The sequence below is a fragment of the Thioalkalivibrio sp. ALE11 genome, assembly GCF_000381205.1.
GTDB lineage: Bacteria > Pseudomonadota > Gammaproteobacteria > Ectothiorhodospirales > Ectothiorhodospiraceae > Thioalkalivibrio.
The window spans coordinates 172626-190421 of the sequence record NZ_KB906168.1 but is presented as its reverse complement, the minus strand read 5'-3'; the positions used below and the strand labels follow the sequence as shown (position 1 = coordinate 190421).

Sequence of the window (17796 nt, the reverse complement as noted above, 5' to 3'; positions counted from 1 at the left end):
ACACGGTGTGTCGCGGCAGAGGAGTCACTACAGGGTGAAGAACCCCCAATTCTGGCCTGCCTGCGGGGCGGATGGGACGGCCGGAATGCGGAACCGTTCACGAATCGGCGGATTGCCGGGGGTGTCAGTCGCCGGTTTCGTGCTCCAGGTGGTCGATCAGGCGCTGGATGTCGCCCGGGTCGGCATCCGCGGGCGCGCGTTCCAGGACGTACTGCCGGCGCTGCTCCGGCGTGAGCGGGTCACGCTCGTCCAGCAGGCCGTGTTCCTTCAGCCAGGACTCCAGCTGTTCACGCTGGTTGGTCCGCAGGCGCTGCTCGGTGCCGCTGGCCATGGTGATCGGACCCTGACGCAGGCCCTCCAGGAGCTCTACAGGGTCACCCCCCGTTTCTTCCGCACGTCGCACCACGCCCTCGAGGGTGTTGTCGGTCAGCACGCCGTCCGCGTGCGCCTGTTCCAGGATCCCCCGGTTCACCGGTTGGCCATGGCCGATCCGGCAGGCGTCCAGCCAGTGCTCCAGAGCCATGCTGCGATGGGCGAGGGCGGTGCGCCGGCGTGTCTCGGGCAGGGCGCGGGCGGCGATCCGGCTGTCCAACAGGCTGCGCAGCGGCCCGACCCGGTCCACCCGCCAGTCCTGCATCAGGCTCCGCGCGGTGGCGGGGTCGTCGAACAGTACGTGCAGCAGGTGGACCTCTTCGGCCGGAGCCGTCGGGTCCGGGCTCGGGACCCCCAGCTCGCGGGCCCAGCTGGCGATGTCCCGGTCGCCGGGTTCGGGGATGGTCGGCGCGGCGGGAAGACGGAAACGGGCCGGAGTCCGCCCCGAGCCTTCCCCGGACTTGTCCATCGCGATCCCGCGCACGGCCTGCAGGTCCACCCGGTGAGGTGACTCGCCGGTGGCCTGCTGCCACAGCTGCACCTCGTAGTCGCTGGCCGCCAGATACAGGATCTGTCGATCCTGCGCGAGTTCGCGCAGGGTGCGGAACATCACGCCGGCGCGTTCGGGGTCGGTAGTGGCCAGAGCTTCGTCGATCAGCAGCGGCCAGCGCCGTGATCCGTCGCCGGCCTCGCGGGTCTCCACGCGGGCCAGACGCAGGGCCAGCAGCAGCTGCATGCGGGTAGCGGTGGAAAGCTCGCCGGGGGTGCGCAGGGCCCCCTGCACGCGGTCCTCGCCGAGGAAGCCGTCGTCCTCGTCGCTCAACCGCAGGGCCCACTGGTGGTGGGTGAAGCGGGCGAAGGCCTCGCGCGCGCGGCGCAGCAGCTCGGGTTCTTCCTCGCGGCGGAACTCGTCCTGGATGTCGTCCAGCAGGAACCGGCCGGCGGTGCTTTCGAGGGCCCTGGCGCGGTGCTGCTCCAGCGCCTCGCGCGCGCCCTGTTCGGCCGCCATGGCCCGTTCGCGTTCCCCCTTGAGCCCGGTCTGGCGGATGCGTTCCCGGATCTGGCTGCGTTCCTCGCGCAGTTCCTCCAGCCGTGCGGCGCGGTCGACCGCCTCGGTGTGGCGCCGGGCCAGGGTGTCGCGCTCGCCGGGGGAATCCTGCGTGCCGGCCAGGGCGAGCAGGTCCGGACGGGCCACCAGTTCGCGCGCGAGGTCGTCGCGGCGCCGGCGCTGTTCTTCCCGCTGGTCCCGCAGTTCGCGCCACGCCTCGTGCTGCTCCAGACGCTGTTCCAGAATGCCGCGCTGATCCGGCCCCAGGCCGACCTCGGCCAGCTCGCGGGCGGTTTCCTGCTCGATCTCCTCCAGCGTGTCCCGCAGCCGCCGCGCCTCGCGTTCCTTCTCGGCGGCCTCGCGCTCGGCCTCTGCGGCCTCGTCGGCGCGCTCGCGCAGGGCGGCCACGGCAGGCGCCAGATCGACGTGGGCCGGGGATGCGTCGGGCGCGGCGTCGGTTTTGGTGCCGGGCCAACGGGCGAGGGCTTCGCGCAGTTCCGTGGACAGGGCCCGGACGCGGCCGGCGGTGTCCGCCCGCCGGGCTTCGGCTTGCTGCAGGGCCAGCTCGGCCTGCTGCAGCTCGCGGGTGCGCTGGAGGAAATCGTCGAGCCGCCCGGCAAGCGTCGGGTCGAAGCCGGCTTCGCGTGCGAAGGCGGCCTCTTCCTGTTCCAGTTCCTGCAACTGTCGGTCCACGCTGTCGCGCTCGGACCGCAGCGTGCGGGCCTCCTCGAAACGCTGGCGGTCCAGCCGCAGTGTATCGCGGCGGCGTTCGATGGCCTCGAGACAGGCGCGCACGCCGGCCGGGACCCACGGCGCATCGGGGGCCTTGTCCAGGCCCAGCGCCGTGAACTCCCGGGTCAGCTGGTCGCGGCGGGCGTCCGCGGCCAGCGCTTCGGCCGAGCGGCGCAGACGTTCCGGCAGGATCCCGGAGACCATCCCAGGGAACCGCAGCGGCAGCAGCGCCAGCAGCATCACGCCGCCGCCCACGACAGCCAGCCAGCCGGGGCCGACGAGTCCGCCAAAGACCGCGATGATGGCGCCCAGGCCAGCCCCGAGCACGGTCGGGAGGACGGGACGCTCGCGGTGGTCCGGCGACGGCAGGGCCAGCCAGTCATACAGCAGCCGCGCGCCGCGTTCGTGGCGTTCCAGCTCCTCTTCGGGGGAGGACTCCGGCGCACCCTGCACCCGCGTCTCGAGGGCCGCGCGGCGGTCTTCCAGCTCGCGCCGGCGGCGGGCGAGATCGTGCGCCCGGTCGAGGCTGGCGTCGTCCAGTTGTGGCAGTTCGCGGGCGGTGTCCTCGCGGCCGTCGAGCCGGGCGAGGGCCCGGTCGCGCGCGGTACGCGCGTCGGTACAGGCGGTGTCGGCGTCGGCCAGTGCCCGTTCCTGCTGGTGCAGGGCCTCCAGACGCCCGCGCAGGCGTTCGAGTTCGGCGGGATCCGGTCGGGCGTTCTCCAGCCCGGTACGTGCCAGCCGCTCGGCGGCCTGCCGGCGGGCCTGTTCCGTGCGGGCGAGTTCTTCGCGGGCGTGCTCGCGGCGGCGGTCCAGTGCGGCGAGGCGTTCCGGTTCGCGGCCGGTCAGGCGCTCCATGTCGGGCGGGAATTCTTCCAGGCGTGCGGCGGTCCCGCGCAGGGCCTGTTCGGTGTCCAGCAGGCGCAGTGCGGTCTCCAGGGCCTTCTGCTCTTCCTGCGCTTGCATTGCCTGCGCGATCTCGCGGTCCAGCTCCGGCAGGCGCTGTTCCCCGGCGGCGGCCTGGCGCTGTTCGCGTTCGACCTCCTCGCGCTGCTGGCGGGCCCGTTCCAGCGCCTGGCGCTCGCGGTGTCCGGCGCGCGGGGCATGCGGGAACAGCTCGTCGCGCAGTGCGGGCAGGTCCAGCCCGCCGTTGAGTTCCCGGCGCAGCTGGCGGGCGAGGGCCTGCTCGCCGCTGCCCTGGATCTGCACCAGGTCCTCGACGCCGATCAGGTAGCTGTCGAGCAGATCCGCCGGGGGCGGGGCGGGCGGTTCGGCCGGGCGGCCATCGCACTGCCACGCCACATGTGCCCCGTTGCGGTCCACGGTCCACAGATGGCGCCCGTCGTGGAAGCCGGCGGTCAGCGACAGCTGGTGCGGGTCGCCCGGGCGATGCCCGGCCAGCAGATGGCGCAGGGCGCGGATCAGGCTGCTCTTGCCGGAGGCATTCGGCCCGGTGACGAAGTTGACCGCCGGGTCCAGAGCGTCGATGACGAAGCCCCGATCGATCCCGGGCAGCCGGCGGATCTCGATGGATTGCAGTTTCACGCGCCGGCCTCCGTTTCGGCCAGCAGGCGTTCCAGCAGGCGGCTGCCGGTATCGGTCAGGTGTTCGGCGATGGCTTCTTCATCCAGTGCCGCCGCGGGCAGGCCCTGCCAGCGGGCGTCGTCGGCGACCGGTGCCAGCTCGTCGCGTGCGCGTTCGATCAGCGCGCGGCGGTCGGGGTCGTCGGCCGGGCGGTGCAGGTCGCGCAGCCGGCGGGCCAGCAGCCCGGCGTGGTCCTGCCGGCGAGCCAGTTCATCCAGATCGACCGGCGGCCGGGTATCGGCGAGGATGCGCTCGATGAAGGTGAAGCGCTCGGGGCTGGCGGCGATGCTCTCCTCGCGATGCCCGTCCAGCTGGTGTGCCACCTCGCCGGCGAGGGTGGTGGCCCCGGTCAGGCGCAGGCGCAGGCCCAGCGCGCGCGGCGGGACGGGGCGGGCGTCCAGTCCCGCTTCCAGCTCGCGCAGCTGCTGCAGCAGGCGGGTGCGGGCCTGTTCGGCGGTCTCGAGGCCGGTCAGGTCGAGATCGACGCGGGCCCAGTGCAGCGGGGCGAGGCACTGCTGTTCCAGGGACTGGATGCGGCCCGCCTCCACGGTCAGCAGCCACGGGCCGCGCGCGCCGTGTTCGCCGGGGTGCAGGCCGGTAATGGAGCCGAGGTAACCGCCGGTGTAGCGCCCGGCCGTGCCCGCGGCGTCGAGGGCGTCCGGGCGATGGATATGCCCCAGCAGCCAGGCATCCAGTCCGGCACCGGCCAGTTCGGCCGAGCGCACCGGGGCGTAGTGCGAGTCGCGTGCGTCGCGGTCGGCGTGCAGCAGACCCAGCTGAACGCCGGCCGCCGCGCCGTCGCCCCGCGCATGGAAGTCATGTCCGGCGAGCGGGCTGGTGGTCACCCGCCGCGACGGGAACGACCAGCCGTGCAGGGTCACCCGGTCTTCGTCCGCGCCCAGGGTGAGGCGCTCCCAGGTCCCGCCACGGCCCAGCAGGTGAAAGCCATCCAGTTCATCGGCCAGACGCGGCAGCACGGCCACGTCGTGGTTGCCGGCCACGCCCGCCACGCGGATGCCGGCCCCGGTCAGACGGTCGATGCCGGTGCGCAGCTGCCGGTAGGCCTCGAAGAAGTCGTCCTCGCGTTCGACCAGGTCCCCGGCCAGTGCCACCGCGTCCACCTGCTGTTCGATGGCCAGGCGGACACAGCGCTCCCAGGCCTCGGCCGGCCCCAGGCGCGCGCCGTCGTCGGCCAGCGCGGCCGGCAGCCGGGAGGGACGGCGACCCAGGTGCATGTCGCCCACGGCGAGGATTCGAACGGGCATGGAGATCCCTTTCCGGTGTTCGGGGCCCTATGGTCGCACCGCCGGAGGCAGGGGAGAAGTGGGCCCGCCCCCTGTATCCGGAGGGGGACAGGAGTGTCCCCTGTGGGTGATGCTGGTGCATCACAACGGGACCTTTTCGGGGGGGCAACGCCATGAAGGACTTCAGCATGCGGGAGACCCTGGGTCTGCTGCGCAGTACCGCACCGTTTCTGGTGTTCCGTTTCGTCATCTACGTGGGGATCACGCTGGCGTACGTGATTGGCACGGGGGTCGGTGCGGGCCTCGGCTACGGGATCGGGTATATCGGCGACAACCCCGGGGTATTCGGTTTGTGGGGCGGCTTCATCGGCTTCGGCCTGGTGGGCGCGGTGGTGTACTTCTTCCGCGAATACCTGCTGTACATCGTGAAGGCCGGGCATATCGCGGTGCTGGTGGAGCGCATGGACGGGCAGGAGCTGCCGCAGGGCCGCGGCCAGATCGAGCACGCGCGCGAGGTGGTGCGCGAGCGCTTTGCCCAGGCCTCGGTGCTGTTCGCGGTGGACCAGCTGATCAAGGGCGTGCTCAAGGTCTTCAACCGGGCCTTCTTCAGCATTGCGGCGCTGATCCCGCTGCCCGGTACCAGGGGGCTGGCGAGCTTCATCAATACGATCATCAACCTCTCGCTGACCTACCTGGACGAGGTGATCCTCGCCTACAACATCCGCACCCGGGCCGAGAACCCGTGGGCGGCCAGCCGCACCGCGCTGATCCTGTATGCGCAGAACTACAAGGCGTTCCTGAAGAATGCATTCTTCCTCGCGTTCTTCATCTGGGGCATGACCTTCCTCGTGTTTCTCGTCATCCTTGCCCCCGTCGCCGGCCTGGTAGCGCTGATCCCGGCGCTGGCCGGTCCGCTGACGGTCATCATCGCCCTGGTGTTCGCCTGGGGCGTGAAGCAGGCCGTGATCGAGCCGGTGGGCATGGTCGCTTTGATGCAGGTGTTCACCCGCGTGACCGAGGGCCAGGACCCCGACCCGGAATGGGAGGGGCGGCTGGAAAAACTGACCGGCAAGTTCGGCGAGATGCGGCAGAAGGCCGCCGCCTGGACGGGCGGCGGGTCGGACCGTTCCGATGATGCGGAGGGCATGGCCACCGCCGGGTCGGGTGTCGACGGGGATCCCGCTTCCGGTTCCGCGCCCTCGACCGATACGGGTTCGGATCAGACCTCCGGGCAGGGTCGGGGCGAGTCCGGACCCTGGGCAGGATCCGGGTCAGGACCCGGGCCGGATCGATAGGCTCCACCAGCCGGCTCCCGGAGCCGGGGCAGGGGCGTCCACCACGGAGGGGCGGATGCAGTAGCATGCGTCCCATGAATGCAGACAGCGACACCGGGGGAGGCGCGCGCCGGCTGGCGGAGCGGCTGAAGGCGCGCCATGGTAAGCGGATCACCGGCGAACTGGTGATGCCCGCGCGTCCGGCACGTTACGAGCCGATTCCGGAGGACATTGATCCGGCTCTCGCCGCGGCCCTGCGGGCGCGCGGTCTGCACCAGCTGTACAGCCATCAGCGGGCGGCCTGGGACCGGGTGCGGGCCGGGCATCACACGGTGGTGGTGACCCCCACCGCGTCGGGCAAGACCCTGTGCTACAACCTGCCGGTGCTGCAGGCGGCGCGCGAGCGCAAGGCGCGGGCGCTGTATCTGTTCCCCACCAAGGCCCTGTCGCAGGACCAGGTGGCCGAGCTGATGGAGCTCAACGAGGCCGGTGATCTGGGCGTGCGCGCCTATACCTTCGACGGCGATACCCCGGGCGATGCGCGCAAGGCGGTGCGCACGCGCGGGGACATCGTGGTCACCAACCCGGACATGCTGCACCAGGGCGTGCTGCCGCACCACACCAAATGGGCGCAGTTCTTCGAGAGCCTGGAGTACGTGGTCATCGACGAGACCCACAGCTACCGCGGGGTGTTCGGCTCGCACGTGGCGAACGTGATGCGCCGGCTGCGCCGGGTCTGCCGCTTCTACGGCGCGGATCCGGTGTTCATCCTGAGTTCCGCGACCATCGCCAACCCGCAGGAGCTGGCGGAAGGGCTGGTGGGCGCACCGGTGGAGGCGATCACCGAGAGCGGCGCGCCGGCCGGCGAACGCCACCTGCTGCTGTGGAATCCGCCGGTGGTGAACGCCAATCTGGGCATCCGAGCCTCGGCGCGCTCGCAGGTCACGCGGATCGCGCGCACGGCCATGCGGGCCAAGCTGTCCACCATCATCTTCGCGCGCACACGGCTGATGGTGGAGATCATCACCCGCTACATGAAGGACGTGTTCGACAACGACCCGCGCAAGGCGGCGCGGGTGGCCGCGTATCGCGGCGGCTATCTGCCGAACGAGCGCCGCGAGACCGAGAAGGCCCTGCGCGGCGGCAACGTCGACTGCGTGATCGCCACCTCGGCGCTGGAGCTGGGCGTGGATATCGGCAGTCTGGATGTGTGCCTGCTGACCGGCTACCCGGGCACCATCGCCAGCACCTGGCAGCGCCTCGGCCGCGCCGGGCGCCGCAACCGGCCGTCGCTGGGCGTGCTGGTGGCCAGCTCCGAGCCGCTGGATCAGTACATCATCCGCAACCCGGAGTTCTTCCTCGGGCAGTCGCCGGAGCAGGCGCGCATCGCCCCGGACCAGCTGCTGATCCTGCTGGACCACGTGCGCTGCGCCGCGTTCGAGCTGCCGTTCCGGCGCGGCGAGACCTTTGGCGGCGAGGACCTGGAGGCCCTGCTCAACTACCTGGAAGAGGAGGGCGTGCTGCACCGCGAGTCCGACACCTGGCACTGGACCGAGGACAGCTACCCGGCGCAGAGCGTCAGCCTGCGCTCGGTGGCCGAGGGCAACTTCGTGGTGGTGGACACCAGCGACGGGCAGCAGAACATCATCGCCGAGGTGGACTTCTCCAGCGCGGCGGAGACCCTCTACGAGGGCGCGATCTATCTGGTGCAGGCGGTGCCCTACCAGGTCGAGCACCTCGACTGGGACGGGCGCAAGGCCTTCGTCACCCGCACGCGCGCCGACTACTACACCGACGCCATCGACTACACCCGGCTGAAGATCCTCGACGACTTCGAGCGCAGCGCGGCCGGGCAGGGCGAGGCCGCGCGCGGCGAGGTGCACATCGTCCGCCGCATCCCGGGCTACAAGAAGATCCGCTACTACACCCATGAAAACGTGGGCTACGGCAACATCAACCTGCCGGACCAGGAGATGCACACGACCTCGGTGTGGTGGCAGATGGCGCCGGAGGCCCTGGCGGCGCGTTTCGCCTCGCGCCATGAGGCCCTGGACGGCTTCCTCGGCGCGGCCTACGCGATGCACCACGTCGCCGCGCTGGTGGTGATGTCGGAACCGCAGGATCTCGGTCGAGCGGTGGGTGACGGCGACGCCCGCTGGTTTGCCACCGTGGGGGCCGGCGGGCGGGGACAGCTGCGCACCCTCGACGGCGGCGAGCGCGACCCCGAGCAGGAGGCGCGCTTCCGCCCGGCGGTGTTCCTGTACGACAACTACCCCGGGGGCGTCGGGCTGTCGTCGCCGCTGTTCGATGCCCGGGTGCGGGTGGTCCGCGACGCCCTGGCCTTGATCCGCAACTGCGGCTGTGCCCATGGCTGTCCCGCCTGCATCGGCCCGATCCTCGCCAGCGACGAGGTGCGCGGGTTCTCGCCCAAACAGGCGGCGCTCACCGTGCTGGAGGCCCTGGACGTGGAGGTGGCGGCATGAGCCTGTCCGACCGGCTGAACACCCTGCGACGGCAGGCCGGCGTGAACCCGGAACGGCGCAACGCGGACGAGGCTGTCCGCGACGGGGCCGGGCCCTCCGGTACGGCCCCGGGGGCTGAATCCGGGGAAGAAACCGGTTCGATGACGGACGCCTCTGCAGATCCGCGGGATGCGTCGGAAAACGAAGGATGCGTGCGCGAAGGTCGGGCGCCGGCGACCGGGCAGGGCGAAAGCCCGCAGCGCGCCCGCGCGCTGGCCGAGCTGCGCGAACGGATCCGGCGTATGGGAGCTGCGCCGAAACCGCCCAGTCCGCAGGATGCCCCGCCGTCCGCCGTACCCCCCGCAGTCGGGAAGGCAGACAGCGCGACGGCGCCCGCCATGAGCCCCAATGGCCCGGCCGTATCCGTTGACGAACTCGCCGAACGTCTCGGCGGCAGTCGCATTGGCGAACACGTGATCCTGCTGGATCGCGAGCTGCCACCGGGGCACGAACATGGCCGGCTGGCTCTGGGGGAGGCCCTGGGGGCGGTGTGGCCGTTCTGGGAGGCCGGCGAACGGGTGGGCTTCATCGACACCGAGACCACGGGGCTGGCCGGCGGTGCCGGGACCGTTGCGTTTCTGGTGGGCCTGGCGACCCCGAGCGGCGAGGGCCTGCGCCTGCGCCAGTGGCTGATGACCGCGTTCGCCGGCGAGGCCACCATGCTGGAGTCGGTGGACGCCGCGCTGGCCGGCTGCGAGCGCCTGGTCAGCTACAACGGCAAGACCTTCGACCTGCCGCTGTTGCGCGACCGCCGGCGCATGCAGCGTCGAAACGATCCGGCGGACAGCGCCCACACCGACTTTCTCCATCCGGTACGCGCGCTGTATGGCCATGCCTGGCCCGACTGCCGCCTGCGCACCGCGGAAGAACGGCTTCTGGGCCTGCAGCGCCCCGATGACCTCCCCGGTTCTGACGCGCCGTGGGCGTGGCAGGCGTACCTGCGCTTCGGTCGGGCGGATTTGCTGCAGCGTGTGGTGCGGCACAATGCCGACGATATCTTCAGTCTGGCCGTTCTGGGTCCCGCGCTCGCCGGTGTGCTGGCCGACCCGCCGGCGCAGCTGGCTTCGCCCGAGGGCGCCGCGCGTCTGTTGCACCGCCTTCGGGGGCCGCTGGAAGCCCGCCGACTGCTGCAGCAATGCGAACAACGGCTGACCCCCGTCGGGCGGTTGTGGCTTGCCCGGGAATGGCGCCGCGCGGGCGTCCGGGAACGCGCGGTCGCCCTGTGGCAGCCTCTGGCCGAACAGGGACACCCGGAAGCCATCGAGGCCCTGGCCAAATACCACGAGCATCAGCGCCGTGACCCCGCGACCGCCCTGGAGTGGGCGCGTCGCCTGCCGGATTCTGCCGCCGCGCGTGCGCGGTGTGCCCGTCTGGTACAGCGCCTCGGCCGGGATGCAGGCCTGCTCGCCGACGCGAGCCCGGACTCGGCCCCCGATCGGCCAGAGGGCTGGCCTCCCACCGGTTGAAGCCGGGCTTGGCCCCGACCGGTCCGTTCCGGTGCCGGGGATTTGTTACGATTCCGGAATCCCTCGCCACGTCGAGTCCATGCCCATGCGCCTGTCGAACGAAACCCGCGAGACGATTCGCACCACGGTGCGGGAGGTCTTTGGCGAGGAGGCTCGCGTGCTGCTGTTCGGTTCGCGCACGGATGATGCCGCGCGCGGCGGGGACATCGACCTGCTGGTGGAGCTGCCGCAGTCGATGCCGGATCGGCGGTCGCGGGAGCTGACCCTGGTGGCGCGCCTGCAGAGGCGCCTGGGGGATCGCGAATTCGATGTGGTCACCATCGATCCCGGTACGACCTGCGAGCCGATTCACCGCGAAGCCCGTCGCACGGGGGTGCCGCTGTGAACGAGGAAAGTTTGCTGCCAGTCGATCGCTTTCTGCAGACGCTGGAGATCGTGCGCCGGGAGGGAGAACATCTGGACTGGAGTCGCGGGCGGCTGGCAGCGGAATCGATCGACGCTGAATGGGTGCGAGCGCTGGACGACGCCCCGGAGCGAGCGGAGCGCATGGAAGCATTCGTGTCCCGTTTCGGCCGCATGCAGGACACCATCGCCGACAAGCTCCTGCCACGCTGGCTTCTTGCGCTGGCGGAAACACCGGGCAGTCAGATCGAGGTCCTCAATCGGGCGGAACGTCTGGGTGTGATCGAGGACCTGGAAGACTGGCTTGAAGTGCGGCGGCTGCGCAACCGGCTGGTGCACGAGTACATGCGCGATCCGGAGACCTTCGCCGAAGACCTTTGTCGTACCCGCGCGCACACGGATATGCTGCTGGACACCTACGAGCGGGTGCGGCGTTTCGCGGTGGAGCGCATAGGACTGGATTCCACGGCGGTGCCCGTATCGCTTGCGGGAGCGGAATAGTGCCGGCATGTCGCTGATCCGGCGCTATCCGCCCAAGGCGCCGGCGCCCCGCCGGGAGATCTTCGGCTGGGCGATGTTCGATTTCGCCAATCAGGCGTACACCCTGCTGATCATCACCGTGATCTTCGGCGATCTGTTCACCCGCGTGATCGTGGGGGACGGGCCCGATTACCGCCTCGGCAATCTGCTGTGGAGCGTGGCGCTGGCGGTGAGTTACGGGATGGTGGTGCTGCTGGCGCCGCTGGCGGGGTCGATCATGGATGCCACGGCCACGCGCAAGCGGTTCCTGCTGGGCTCATGGCTGTTGACGGTGGTGACCACAGGACTGCTGTATTTCGTCGAGCCGGGGCTGATCTGGTTCGGCATGGCGCTGATCGTTGCCTCCAACTTCGGTTACGCCATCGGCGAGTCGTTCATCGCCAGTTTCCTGCCGGACCTGGGCCCGCCGGAGCGGCTGGGCTGGATCTCGGGGCTGGGCTGGGGGCTGGGGTATCTGGGCGGGCTGGTGGCCACGGCGTTTGCGCTGGGGCTGCTGGGTGAGGTGACCGAGGAGAACTTCGACCGCATCCGCTGGGTGGGACCGTTCGCGGCGGCGTTCTTCCTGGTCTCGGCGCTGCCGACCTTTCTGTTTCTGAAGGAGCGCGGCACGCGCCGCGAGCTTGCGCGCCGGGTGCAGCTGGGGCTGGGCTGGCGGCGCGTGCTGCTGGCGCTGCAGCGCCTGAGCGAGGATCGCGCGCTGCGCAGCCTGTTCGTGTCCATCTTCTTCCTGATGGCGGGGATCTACATCATCATTGCCTTCACCTTTATCTATGGCTCGCAGGTGATCGAGTGGGATGAGTCCACGCGGGTGACGATGTTCGTGATCACCCAGATCACGGCGATCGTCGGGGCGATCGGGTTCGGCTGGCTGCAGGATCGCGCGGGGCCGGTGCGGATCTACCGTCTGACGCTGATCATGTGGTGTCTGGCGGTGCTGGCGATCTACGCCACGCCGACGGTGGCGGACGCGCTGGCCGCGCTGCTGGGCCGCCCGGTGGAGGCGCAGGAGGTGTTCCTGGTGGTGGGAGCGGTCGCCGGCCTGAGCCTGGGGGCGGCGCAGTCGGCCGGCCGCGCGCTGGTGGCGATCATGTCCCCGCCGCGCGAGGCCGGGCGCTGGTTCGGGTTCTGGGGGCTGGCGGCCAAGGCCGCGGCGATCTTCGGCCTGCTGGGGCTGGGCCTGCTGCAGACCTGGCTGGGGCTGGCCAACGCCATCCTGTTCTGTCTGGCGCTGTTCGTGATCGCCCTGATCGCGTCTGCCCCGGTGCGCATGCCCGACCACATCGCCGGCGTGTGAACCGTTGAGCCGGCCGGAGCCGGCTCGCGGTTTATGGCTCAGTGCGCGTGGTGGCCCTGGTGCAGGTATTCCACGCCGTCGAGGCTCTGGAGCTGGATCTCGCGCACCGGGATGAAACGGGCGCTGCCGGGGGTCACGATCTCTTCGGTTACGCGCACGCGGTAGGGCGGCTCGTGGTTGAGCAGCTGGCCCACGTAGCGCTTGCCTTCGGCCTCCACGCGCACCGGAGTGGTGTCTTCGTACTGGCTGAAGTTGTAGGAGACGTTGCGCGGGTACTGCAGGTTGCCTTCCGAAAAGGTGCTCATCGCCGGATTCTCGCTGTTGGGTTCATGGGATCGCAGACCATTCTACCCGCTCTGCTTGATGGTGGCGAAGGCATCGAGGGCGGCCTGGCGACTCTGTCAGGGCCGGCAAGAGCCGCGGGCGGCGTCAGTCAACCACCCATTCCAGTATTTCGCTGAACATCCAGATTGTTGGTTCGCGGTCGCCATCGAAGGCCCGGACGGCGGTTTCGACAATTTGCCACTGCGGGACGAGACCCCAGTTTACGGAGACACCGGAAAATGCCGCCAGATCTTCGATAAAGAGCCTCTGCGTTCGTCCGTTGCCTTCCGGGAAGGGGTGCAGGCGATTGATCAGGTCGTAATAGCGAGCGAGATTCCGAGTGAATGGCTCGCGGTCCAGTCCCCGAAGAAAATCCTGTTCGGCCAGTTCCGTGTAGATCTGATGAGCGTAGTGTTCGATGGACCCGGCGGGGGTGAATTCGCAGTAACCCTTGCGGATGTCGAACGAGCGGATATGCCCCGCCCAGTCATAAAGGTCCTGAAAAATCTGGTGGTGGATGTGACACAGGTGTTCGAGGTCGAATGTGGCGGGGCGGTGGGGTCGATCCCGGTACTCTTCGATGCGGACCCAGGTGAGGGATGCTTCGGCTTCGGCAAGTTCCCGGCGGTCTTTCAGACCGAGGTGGTTGATGTAGACGTTGGTGCCGGGCCAGGTTTCAGGTTCGACCGGCATACCAGGAACGGATCTCGCCAACGGCCTTGTCGGCATTGATCTCCCCGCGAGCCATGGCTGCGACCAGGGCTTCGGTCCGCGGGTCGGCGTGCAGTCCCTCAAGGCGGATGTTGGCGCGGGATCGCCGCACGCGCTCAACCGGGTCGTGTGGCCCGAGGGGCTGCAAGCTAAGGCGCGGTCTCTTGATCGGCTTCATTTCCATTCTCAATCCAGCAACTCTCTAACATTACAGTGTAGCACCGTACGTTTCGCCCGGTCTGCGATGACGACGACGGTGCCTCAACCATGGTCGGACCTCGGCGGGTTCTTGATGGTGGCGAAGGCATCGAGGGCGGCCTGGCGGCTCTGTTTCAGGTCGACCATGGGGGCGGGGTAGTCGGCGGCGAGGCCGGGGCGCAGCTGGTGGATGTCGCGGGCGGGGGCGCGGGCGAGTTCGGGGACGAAGCGCCGGATGTAGGCGGCGTCGGGGTCGAAGCGTTCGCCCTGCCGCTGCGGGTTGAAGACGCGGAAGTAGGGCGCGGCATCGGCGCCGCAGCCGGCGGCCCATTGCCAGCCGAGGGTGTTGGCGGCGAGGTCGGCGTCGACCAGGGTGTCCCAGAACCAGCGCGCCCCGGCATGCCAGTGCAGGCGCAGGTTCTTGGTGAGGAAGGAGCCGACCGCCATGCGCATGCGGTTGTGCATCCAGCCGGTCTCCCACAGCTGGCGCATGGCGGCGTCGATCACGGGGATGCCGGTACGACCCTGCTGCCAGCGTTCCTGGTCTTCCGCCGACTCCCGCCACGGGAAGGCCTCGAAGCGCGGGTTCAGGGGCTGCTCCGGGGTGTGCGGGAAGTGGTACAGCACGTGGTGGGCGAAGTCGCGCCAGCCGAGTTCGCGCACGAAGGGCTCGGCCGAGCCGTCGGTCGGCTCGTACCCGGCCTGGCGCAGGGCGCGCAGGATCTGCGTCGGGCTGATCTCGCCGAAATGCAGATGCGGCGACAGCCGCGAGGTGCCGTCGGTGTCGGGGCGTTCGCGGCGTTCGGCGTAGGCGCCCACGCCGTCTTCGATGAAGCCCTGCAGACGCTCCAGAGCGGCGCGCTCGCCGGGGTTCCAGGCGGCGGCCAGCCCGCTGTCCCAGCGGATGCGCGGCAGCAGGTCGAGGGCCTCCAGCGGTTCCGAGGCCGGGGGCGACGGCGGTGCGGGGATACGCGTCGGGGCAGGCAGCGGGTCGCGTTCCAGCCCGCGTTTGCAGGCGGCGCGCCAGTACGGGGTGAAGACCCGGTAGGGCGTGCCCTGGCCGGTGGCCAGTTCCCGGGGTTCGTGCAGCAGGGCGGCGGCGAAGCTGTGCACCTCCAGGCCGTCCTCGCGCAGCGCGGCCTTGATGGTGGCATCGCGCGCGGTGATCGCCGGTTCGTACAGGCGGTTCCAGTAGACCACGCCGGCGCCGGTCTCGCGCGCCAGCGCGCGGAGCTGCTCAAGGCTGGGTCCCCGGCGCAGGGTCAGCGTCGCCCCCAGGGCCTCGAGCTCGCCCCTCAGCGCCTGCAGGCTGTGATGCAGCCACCAGCGCGACGCCGCGCCGGGGGCCCAGGGCGCTTCTTCGTCCGGCGCGTGGATGTACACCGGGATTACCGGGCCGCCCCGGGTTACGGCGGCGTGCAGCGCGGGCTGGTCGGCCAGACGCAGGTCGCGGCGCAGCCAGACGAGGGCGGGGGACGGGGTACTCACAGGCGGTCTCCTTCGCGCAGGCGCCGGCGCAGCTCGCCCGCGCGGTCGTGGATCTGCTGCAGGCGTTCGGGGTCCATGCGTTCGACGTGCTTCCACTGCAGCGCGGTGCGCGGGTGGCGGGCGAAGCGCTCGCGGTGGCGATCGAGGAAATCCCAGTACAGGGTGGTGAACGGGCAGGCGCGCTCGCCGATGGCCTCGCCCGGGTCGAACCGGCAGTGGCGGCAGTAGTTGCTCATGCGCTGGATGTAGCGCCCGGTGGCCACGTAGGGCTTGGAGGCCATGCGCCCGCCATCGGCGTACTGCGACATGCCGAGCACGTTGGGCAACTCCACCCATTCGACCGCGTCCACGTAGATGCCCAGATACCACGCGTGGATCGCGCGCGGCTCCACGCCCAGCAGCTGGGCGAACAGCCCGGCGACCATCAGGCGCTGGATGTGATGGGCGTAGCCCAGCCGCAGGGTCTGGCCTACGGCCTGCGCCAGGCAGGTCATCTCGGTGTCGGCGTCCCAGTACAGCCGGGGCAGCGGCTCGCGGGCGTCCAGGGCGTTCCAGGCGTGCCAGTCGTCGCCGAAATGGAAATACAGCCCGCGCACGTATTCGCGCCAGCCGAGGATCTGGCGGATGAAGCCCTCCACCGCCTCGATGGGCGCGTGCCCGTCGTGCCATGCGGCCTCGGCCTCGCGGATGGCCGCGCGCGGGTCCAGCAGGTGCAGGTTGAGCGCGGCGGAGATCCGCGCGTGGTAGAGCCACGGCGAATCGGTCCACATCGCGTCCTGCCAGGTGCCGAAGGCGGGCAGCCGGTTCCGGATGAAATCCTCCAGCGCCGCCTGCGCCTGCTCCGGGGTGACCGGCCAGTCGAAGTCCTCCAGCTCGCCCGGCAGGTCCGGCAGGTGGGTGCGCACATCGTCGATCGCCTCCCGGGTGATGGCATCCGGCGCGAAGCCCAGGGGCTCCGGGATCAGGCCGGGGCCCTGACGGCCGAAGCTGCCCCGGTTGCTGGCGTCGAAGTTCCACGCGCCGCCGGCGGGCGCCTCGCCGTCCATGAGCACGTCGTGCTCGCGGCGCAGCTTGCGGTAGTAGTGCTCCAGGCGCAGCTCGCGGCGCGACCCGGCCCAGCGGCCGAAGGCCTCGGGGGTGTCGATGAAATGCGGGTCCTCGCGGATCTCCAGACGCAGCCCGTGACGAGCGGCGGCGTTTTCCAGATCCCGCTGCACGCGCCGTTCGCCGGGCTGCAGCACGCACAGGCGTTGTGGTTGCAGGTGCGCCAGGTCGTATTCCAGCGCGCCGCCGAGGTCTGCCGGGCGATCGGTCGAGCCGAGCCGGCGGTAGTGCACGGTCAGCCCGGCCGCGCGGCGGCGTTCGGCGAAGTGGCGCATCGCTGCGAGGAACAGCGCGGTGCGGGCCCGGTGCGAGGGGACGTGAGTGGATTCGCCGGTGACTTCGGCCATCCACAGGGCATCCTGTGCCGGGTCGAGGGTGGCGAGGACGGGGTGTTCGGGGGCCAGCTGGTCGCCGAGGACGATCAGCAGCGTGCGCAGGGGCGTCGCCATCGCCTCGGGCCCATCCAGGGGTCAGCCGCGGCCCAGGTACTGCCAGAGCCGGTCGGCGGCTTCCAGGGGGGCGCCGGGCAGGACTTCCACCGGACGCTGGCGGTCGAGCTTGGACAGCTCGAGGGCGGCGGAGCCTGCCAGGTAGACCGGCGCTCCGGGTGCCGCCAGGATTCCCTCCACCTGATTGAGGTCCGGGCTGCGCAGCAGGCGCGACGAGCCGTGCAGGACAATCCCGCGCGCACCCAGGGTGCCGACCAGCGACTCCAGCGCGGCCGCACTGGTCGCGTCGAACAACGACAGGGTGGCGAGACCGCGCCGGGCACAGCTGACCTGGAGCAGCATGCCGCCGACCTGCTGATGACCGCCGCCCAGCACCAGGCAGGGCGCCACAGGCCCTTCGCAGGCCCGCAGGGCATTGCGCAACTGGTCGGCCAGGGCGGCGGTCGCCCAGGCGGAGAATACCGCCAGGCGTACCTCGCCCTCGGGCGAATGGCGGGACTCCTCGCGCAACTGACGATAGACCTCGAGGAAGGCGCGTTCGTGCACCCCGTCCCATCCGTGACGCATCACCAGCCGCGCGTAGGCGCGGTCCAGCTGCTCCACGTCCAGCGGGTCCACCGCGTGGTACAGCGCGTCGGCGATGGGGTCGGCGGTATGCGGGGCAATCCCGGGGCCACTGATCGCGGGCCGTCGGCCGGGTGCCGGCGAGGCGGGTCCGTCGTCCCCCTCGGGTTCGGCAGGATCCTGCGCCGCGGCGTCTTCGTCGCGCTGCAGCACGCGATGGACCTGCGAGACCGGGATGCCCTGGTCCAGCAGTTCCATGATCCGACGGACCCGCCGGATGTCCTCCTCGCTGTAGAGGCGGTGTCCCTTGGGGGTGCGCATCGGGCGGATGAGCCCGTACCGACGCTCCCACGCGCGGAGGGTGACATCATTGATGCCGGTCTCCGCACAGACGTGCCGGATCGGGTACAGCCCCGCCTGCTCGTTCGAGTCGTTGTCGGTTGCGATGGCCATGCTCCGAACTATACAGGATCTGTACAGACC

14 protein-coding genes are annotated in these 17796 nt (G+C 70.5%); 6 read left to right on the top strand and 8 right to left on the bottom strand.

Features of this window, described 5'->3' with window-relative positions; genetic code table 11:
- Positions 1-124: 124 nt before the first annotated feature.
- Together F620_RS0107740 and F620_RS0107735 are read right to left on the bottom strand one after the other, a co-directional pair.
- The gene (locus F620_RS0107740) at positions 125-3694 is read right to left on the bottom strand and encodes a hypothetical protein (RefSeq protein WP_019570099.1); all 3570 of its coding nucleotides are present in this window, start codon (positions 3692-3694) and stop codon (positions 125-127) included.
- Complete coding sequence (locus F620_RS0107735; RefSeq protein WP_026331354.1) at positions 3691-4998, bottom strand: DNA repair exonuclease; 1308 nt, start codon at positions 4996-4998, stop codon at positions 3691-3693. The genes F620_RS0107740 and F620_RS0107735 overlap by 4 nt, the downstream gene beginning before the upstream one ends.
- A gap of 152 nt (positions 4999-5150) precedes the next feature.
- Here F620_RS0107735 and F620_RS0107730 point away from each other — a divergent pair, with 152 nt between their 5' ends.
- The 6 genes from F620_RS0107730 (at position 5151) to F620_RS0107705 (ending at position 12475) form a co-directional block, all read left to right on the top strand.
- Positions 5151-6272, top strand: coding sequence for a hypothetical protein (locus F620_RS0107730; RefSeq protein WP_019570097.1), 1122 nt, complete (start codon positions 5151-5153; stop codon positions 6270-6272).
- Positions 6273-6337: 65 nt separating this feature from the next.
- Positions 6338-8734 (top strand): DEAD/DEAH box helicase, encoded by a 2397-nt coding sequence (locus tag F620_RS0107725; protein ID WP_019570096.1) that lies wholly within the window; start codon positions 6338-6340, stop codon positions 8732-8734.
- Entirely contained in the window at positions 8731-10239 is a 1509-nt protein-coding gene (locus tag F620_RS0107720; RefSeq protein ID WP_019570095.1) for a ribonuclease H-like domain-containing protein, read from the top strand. Before F620_RS0107725 ends, F620_RS0107720 begins: the two co-directional genes overlap by 4 nt.
- Before the next feature lie 85 nt (positions 10240-10324).
- A complete protein-coding gene (locus tag F620_RS0107715) occupies positions 10325-10624 on the top strand; it encodes a nucleotidyltransferase domain-containing protein (protein WP_019570094.1) in 300 nt (99 codons plus the stop codon).
- Positions 10621-11142: a hypothetical protein gene (locus tag F620_RS0107710; protein WP_019570093.1), complete on the top strand. Its 522-nt coding sequence runs from the start codon at positions 10621-10623 to the stop codon at positions 11140-11142. The genes F620_RS0107715 and F620_RS0107710 overlap by 4 nt, the downstream gene beginning before the upstream one ends.
- A gap of 7 nt (positions 11143-11149) precedes the next feature.
- The gene (locus tag F620_RS0107705) at positions 11150-12475 is read left to right on the top strand and encodes an MFS transporter (protein WP_019022200.1); all 1326 of its coding nucleotides are present in this window, start codon (positions 11150-11152) and stop codon (positions 12473-12475) included.
- 38 nt (positions 12476-12513) lie between these two features.
- Here the strand turns inward: F620_RS0107705 and F620_RS0107700 are convergent, their stop codons facing one another.
- The 6 genes from F620_RS0107700 to F620_RS0107675 form a co-directional block, all read right to left on the bottom strand.
- Entirely contained in the window at positions 12514-12780 is a 267-nt protein-coding gene (locus tag F620_RS0107700; RefSeq protein ID WP_019570092.1) for a hypothetical protein, read from the bottom strand.
- 124 nt (positions 12781-12904) lie between these two features.
- Positions 12905-13492: a Fic family protein gene (locus F620_RS0107695; protein ID WP_019022198.1), complete on the bottom strand. Its 588-nt coding sequence runs from the start codon at positions 13490-13492 to the stop codon at positions 12905-12907.
- The gene (locus F620_RS0107690) at positions 13476-13622 is read right to left on the bottom strand and encodes a hypothetical protein (RefSeq protein ID WP_231364979.1); all 147 of its coding nucleotides are present in this window, start codon (positions 13620-13622) and stop codon (positions 13476-13478) included. Before F620_RS0107690 ends, F620_RS0107695 begins: the two co-directional genes overlap by 17 nt.
- A 149-nt stretch (positions 13623-13771) precedes the next feature.
- Positions 13772-15196: a deoxyribodipyrimidine photo-lyase gene (locus tag F620_RS0107685; protein ID WP_019570090.1), complete on the bottom strand. Its 1425-nt coding sequence runs from the start codon at positions 15194-15196 to the stop codon at positions 13772-13774.
- A complete protein-coding gene (locus tag F620_RS0107680) occupies positions 15193-16749 on the bottom strand; it encodes a cryptochrome/photolyase family protein (RefSeq protein ID WP_019570089.1) in 1557 nt (518 codons plus the stop codon). The genes F620_RS0107685 and F620_RS0107680 overlap by 4 nt, the downstream gene beginning before the upstream one ends.
- 21 nt (positions 16750-16770) lie before the next feature.
- Positions 16771-17766: a MerR family transcriptional regulator gene (locus F620_RS0107675; RefSeq protein WP_019570088.1), complete on the bottom strand. Its 996-nt coding sequence runs from the start codon at positions 17764-17766 to the stop codon at positions 16771-16773.
- Between the last annotated feature and the right edge of the window lie 30 nt (positions 17767-17796).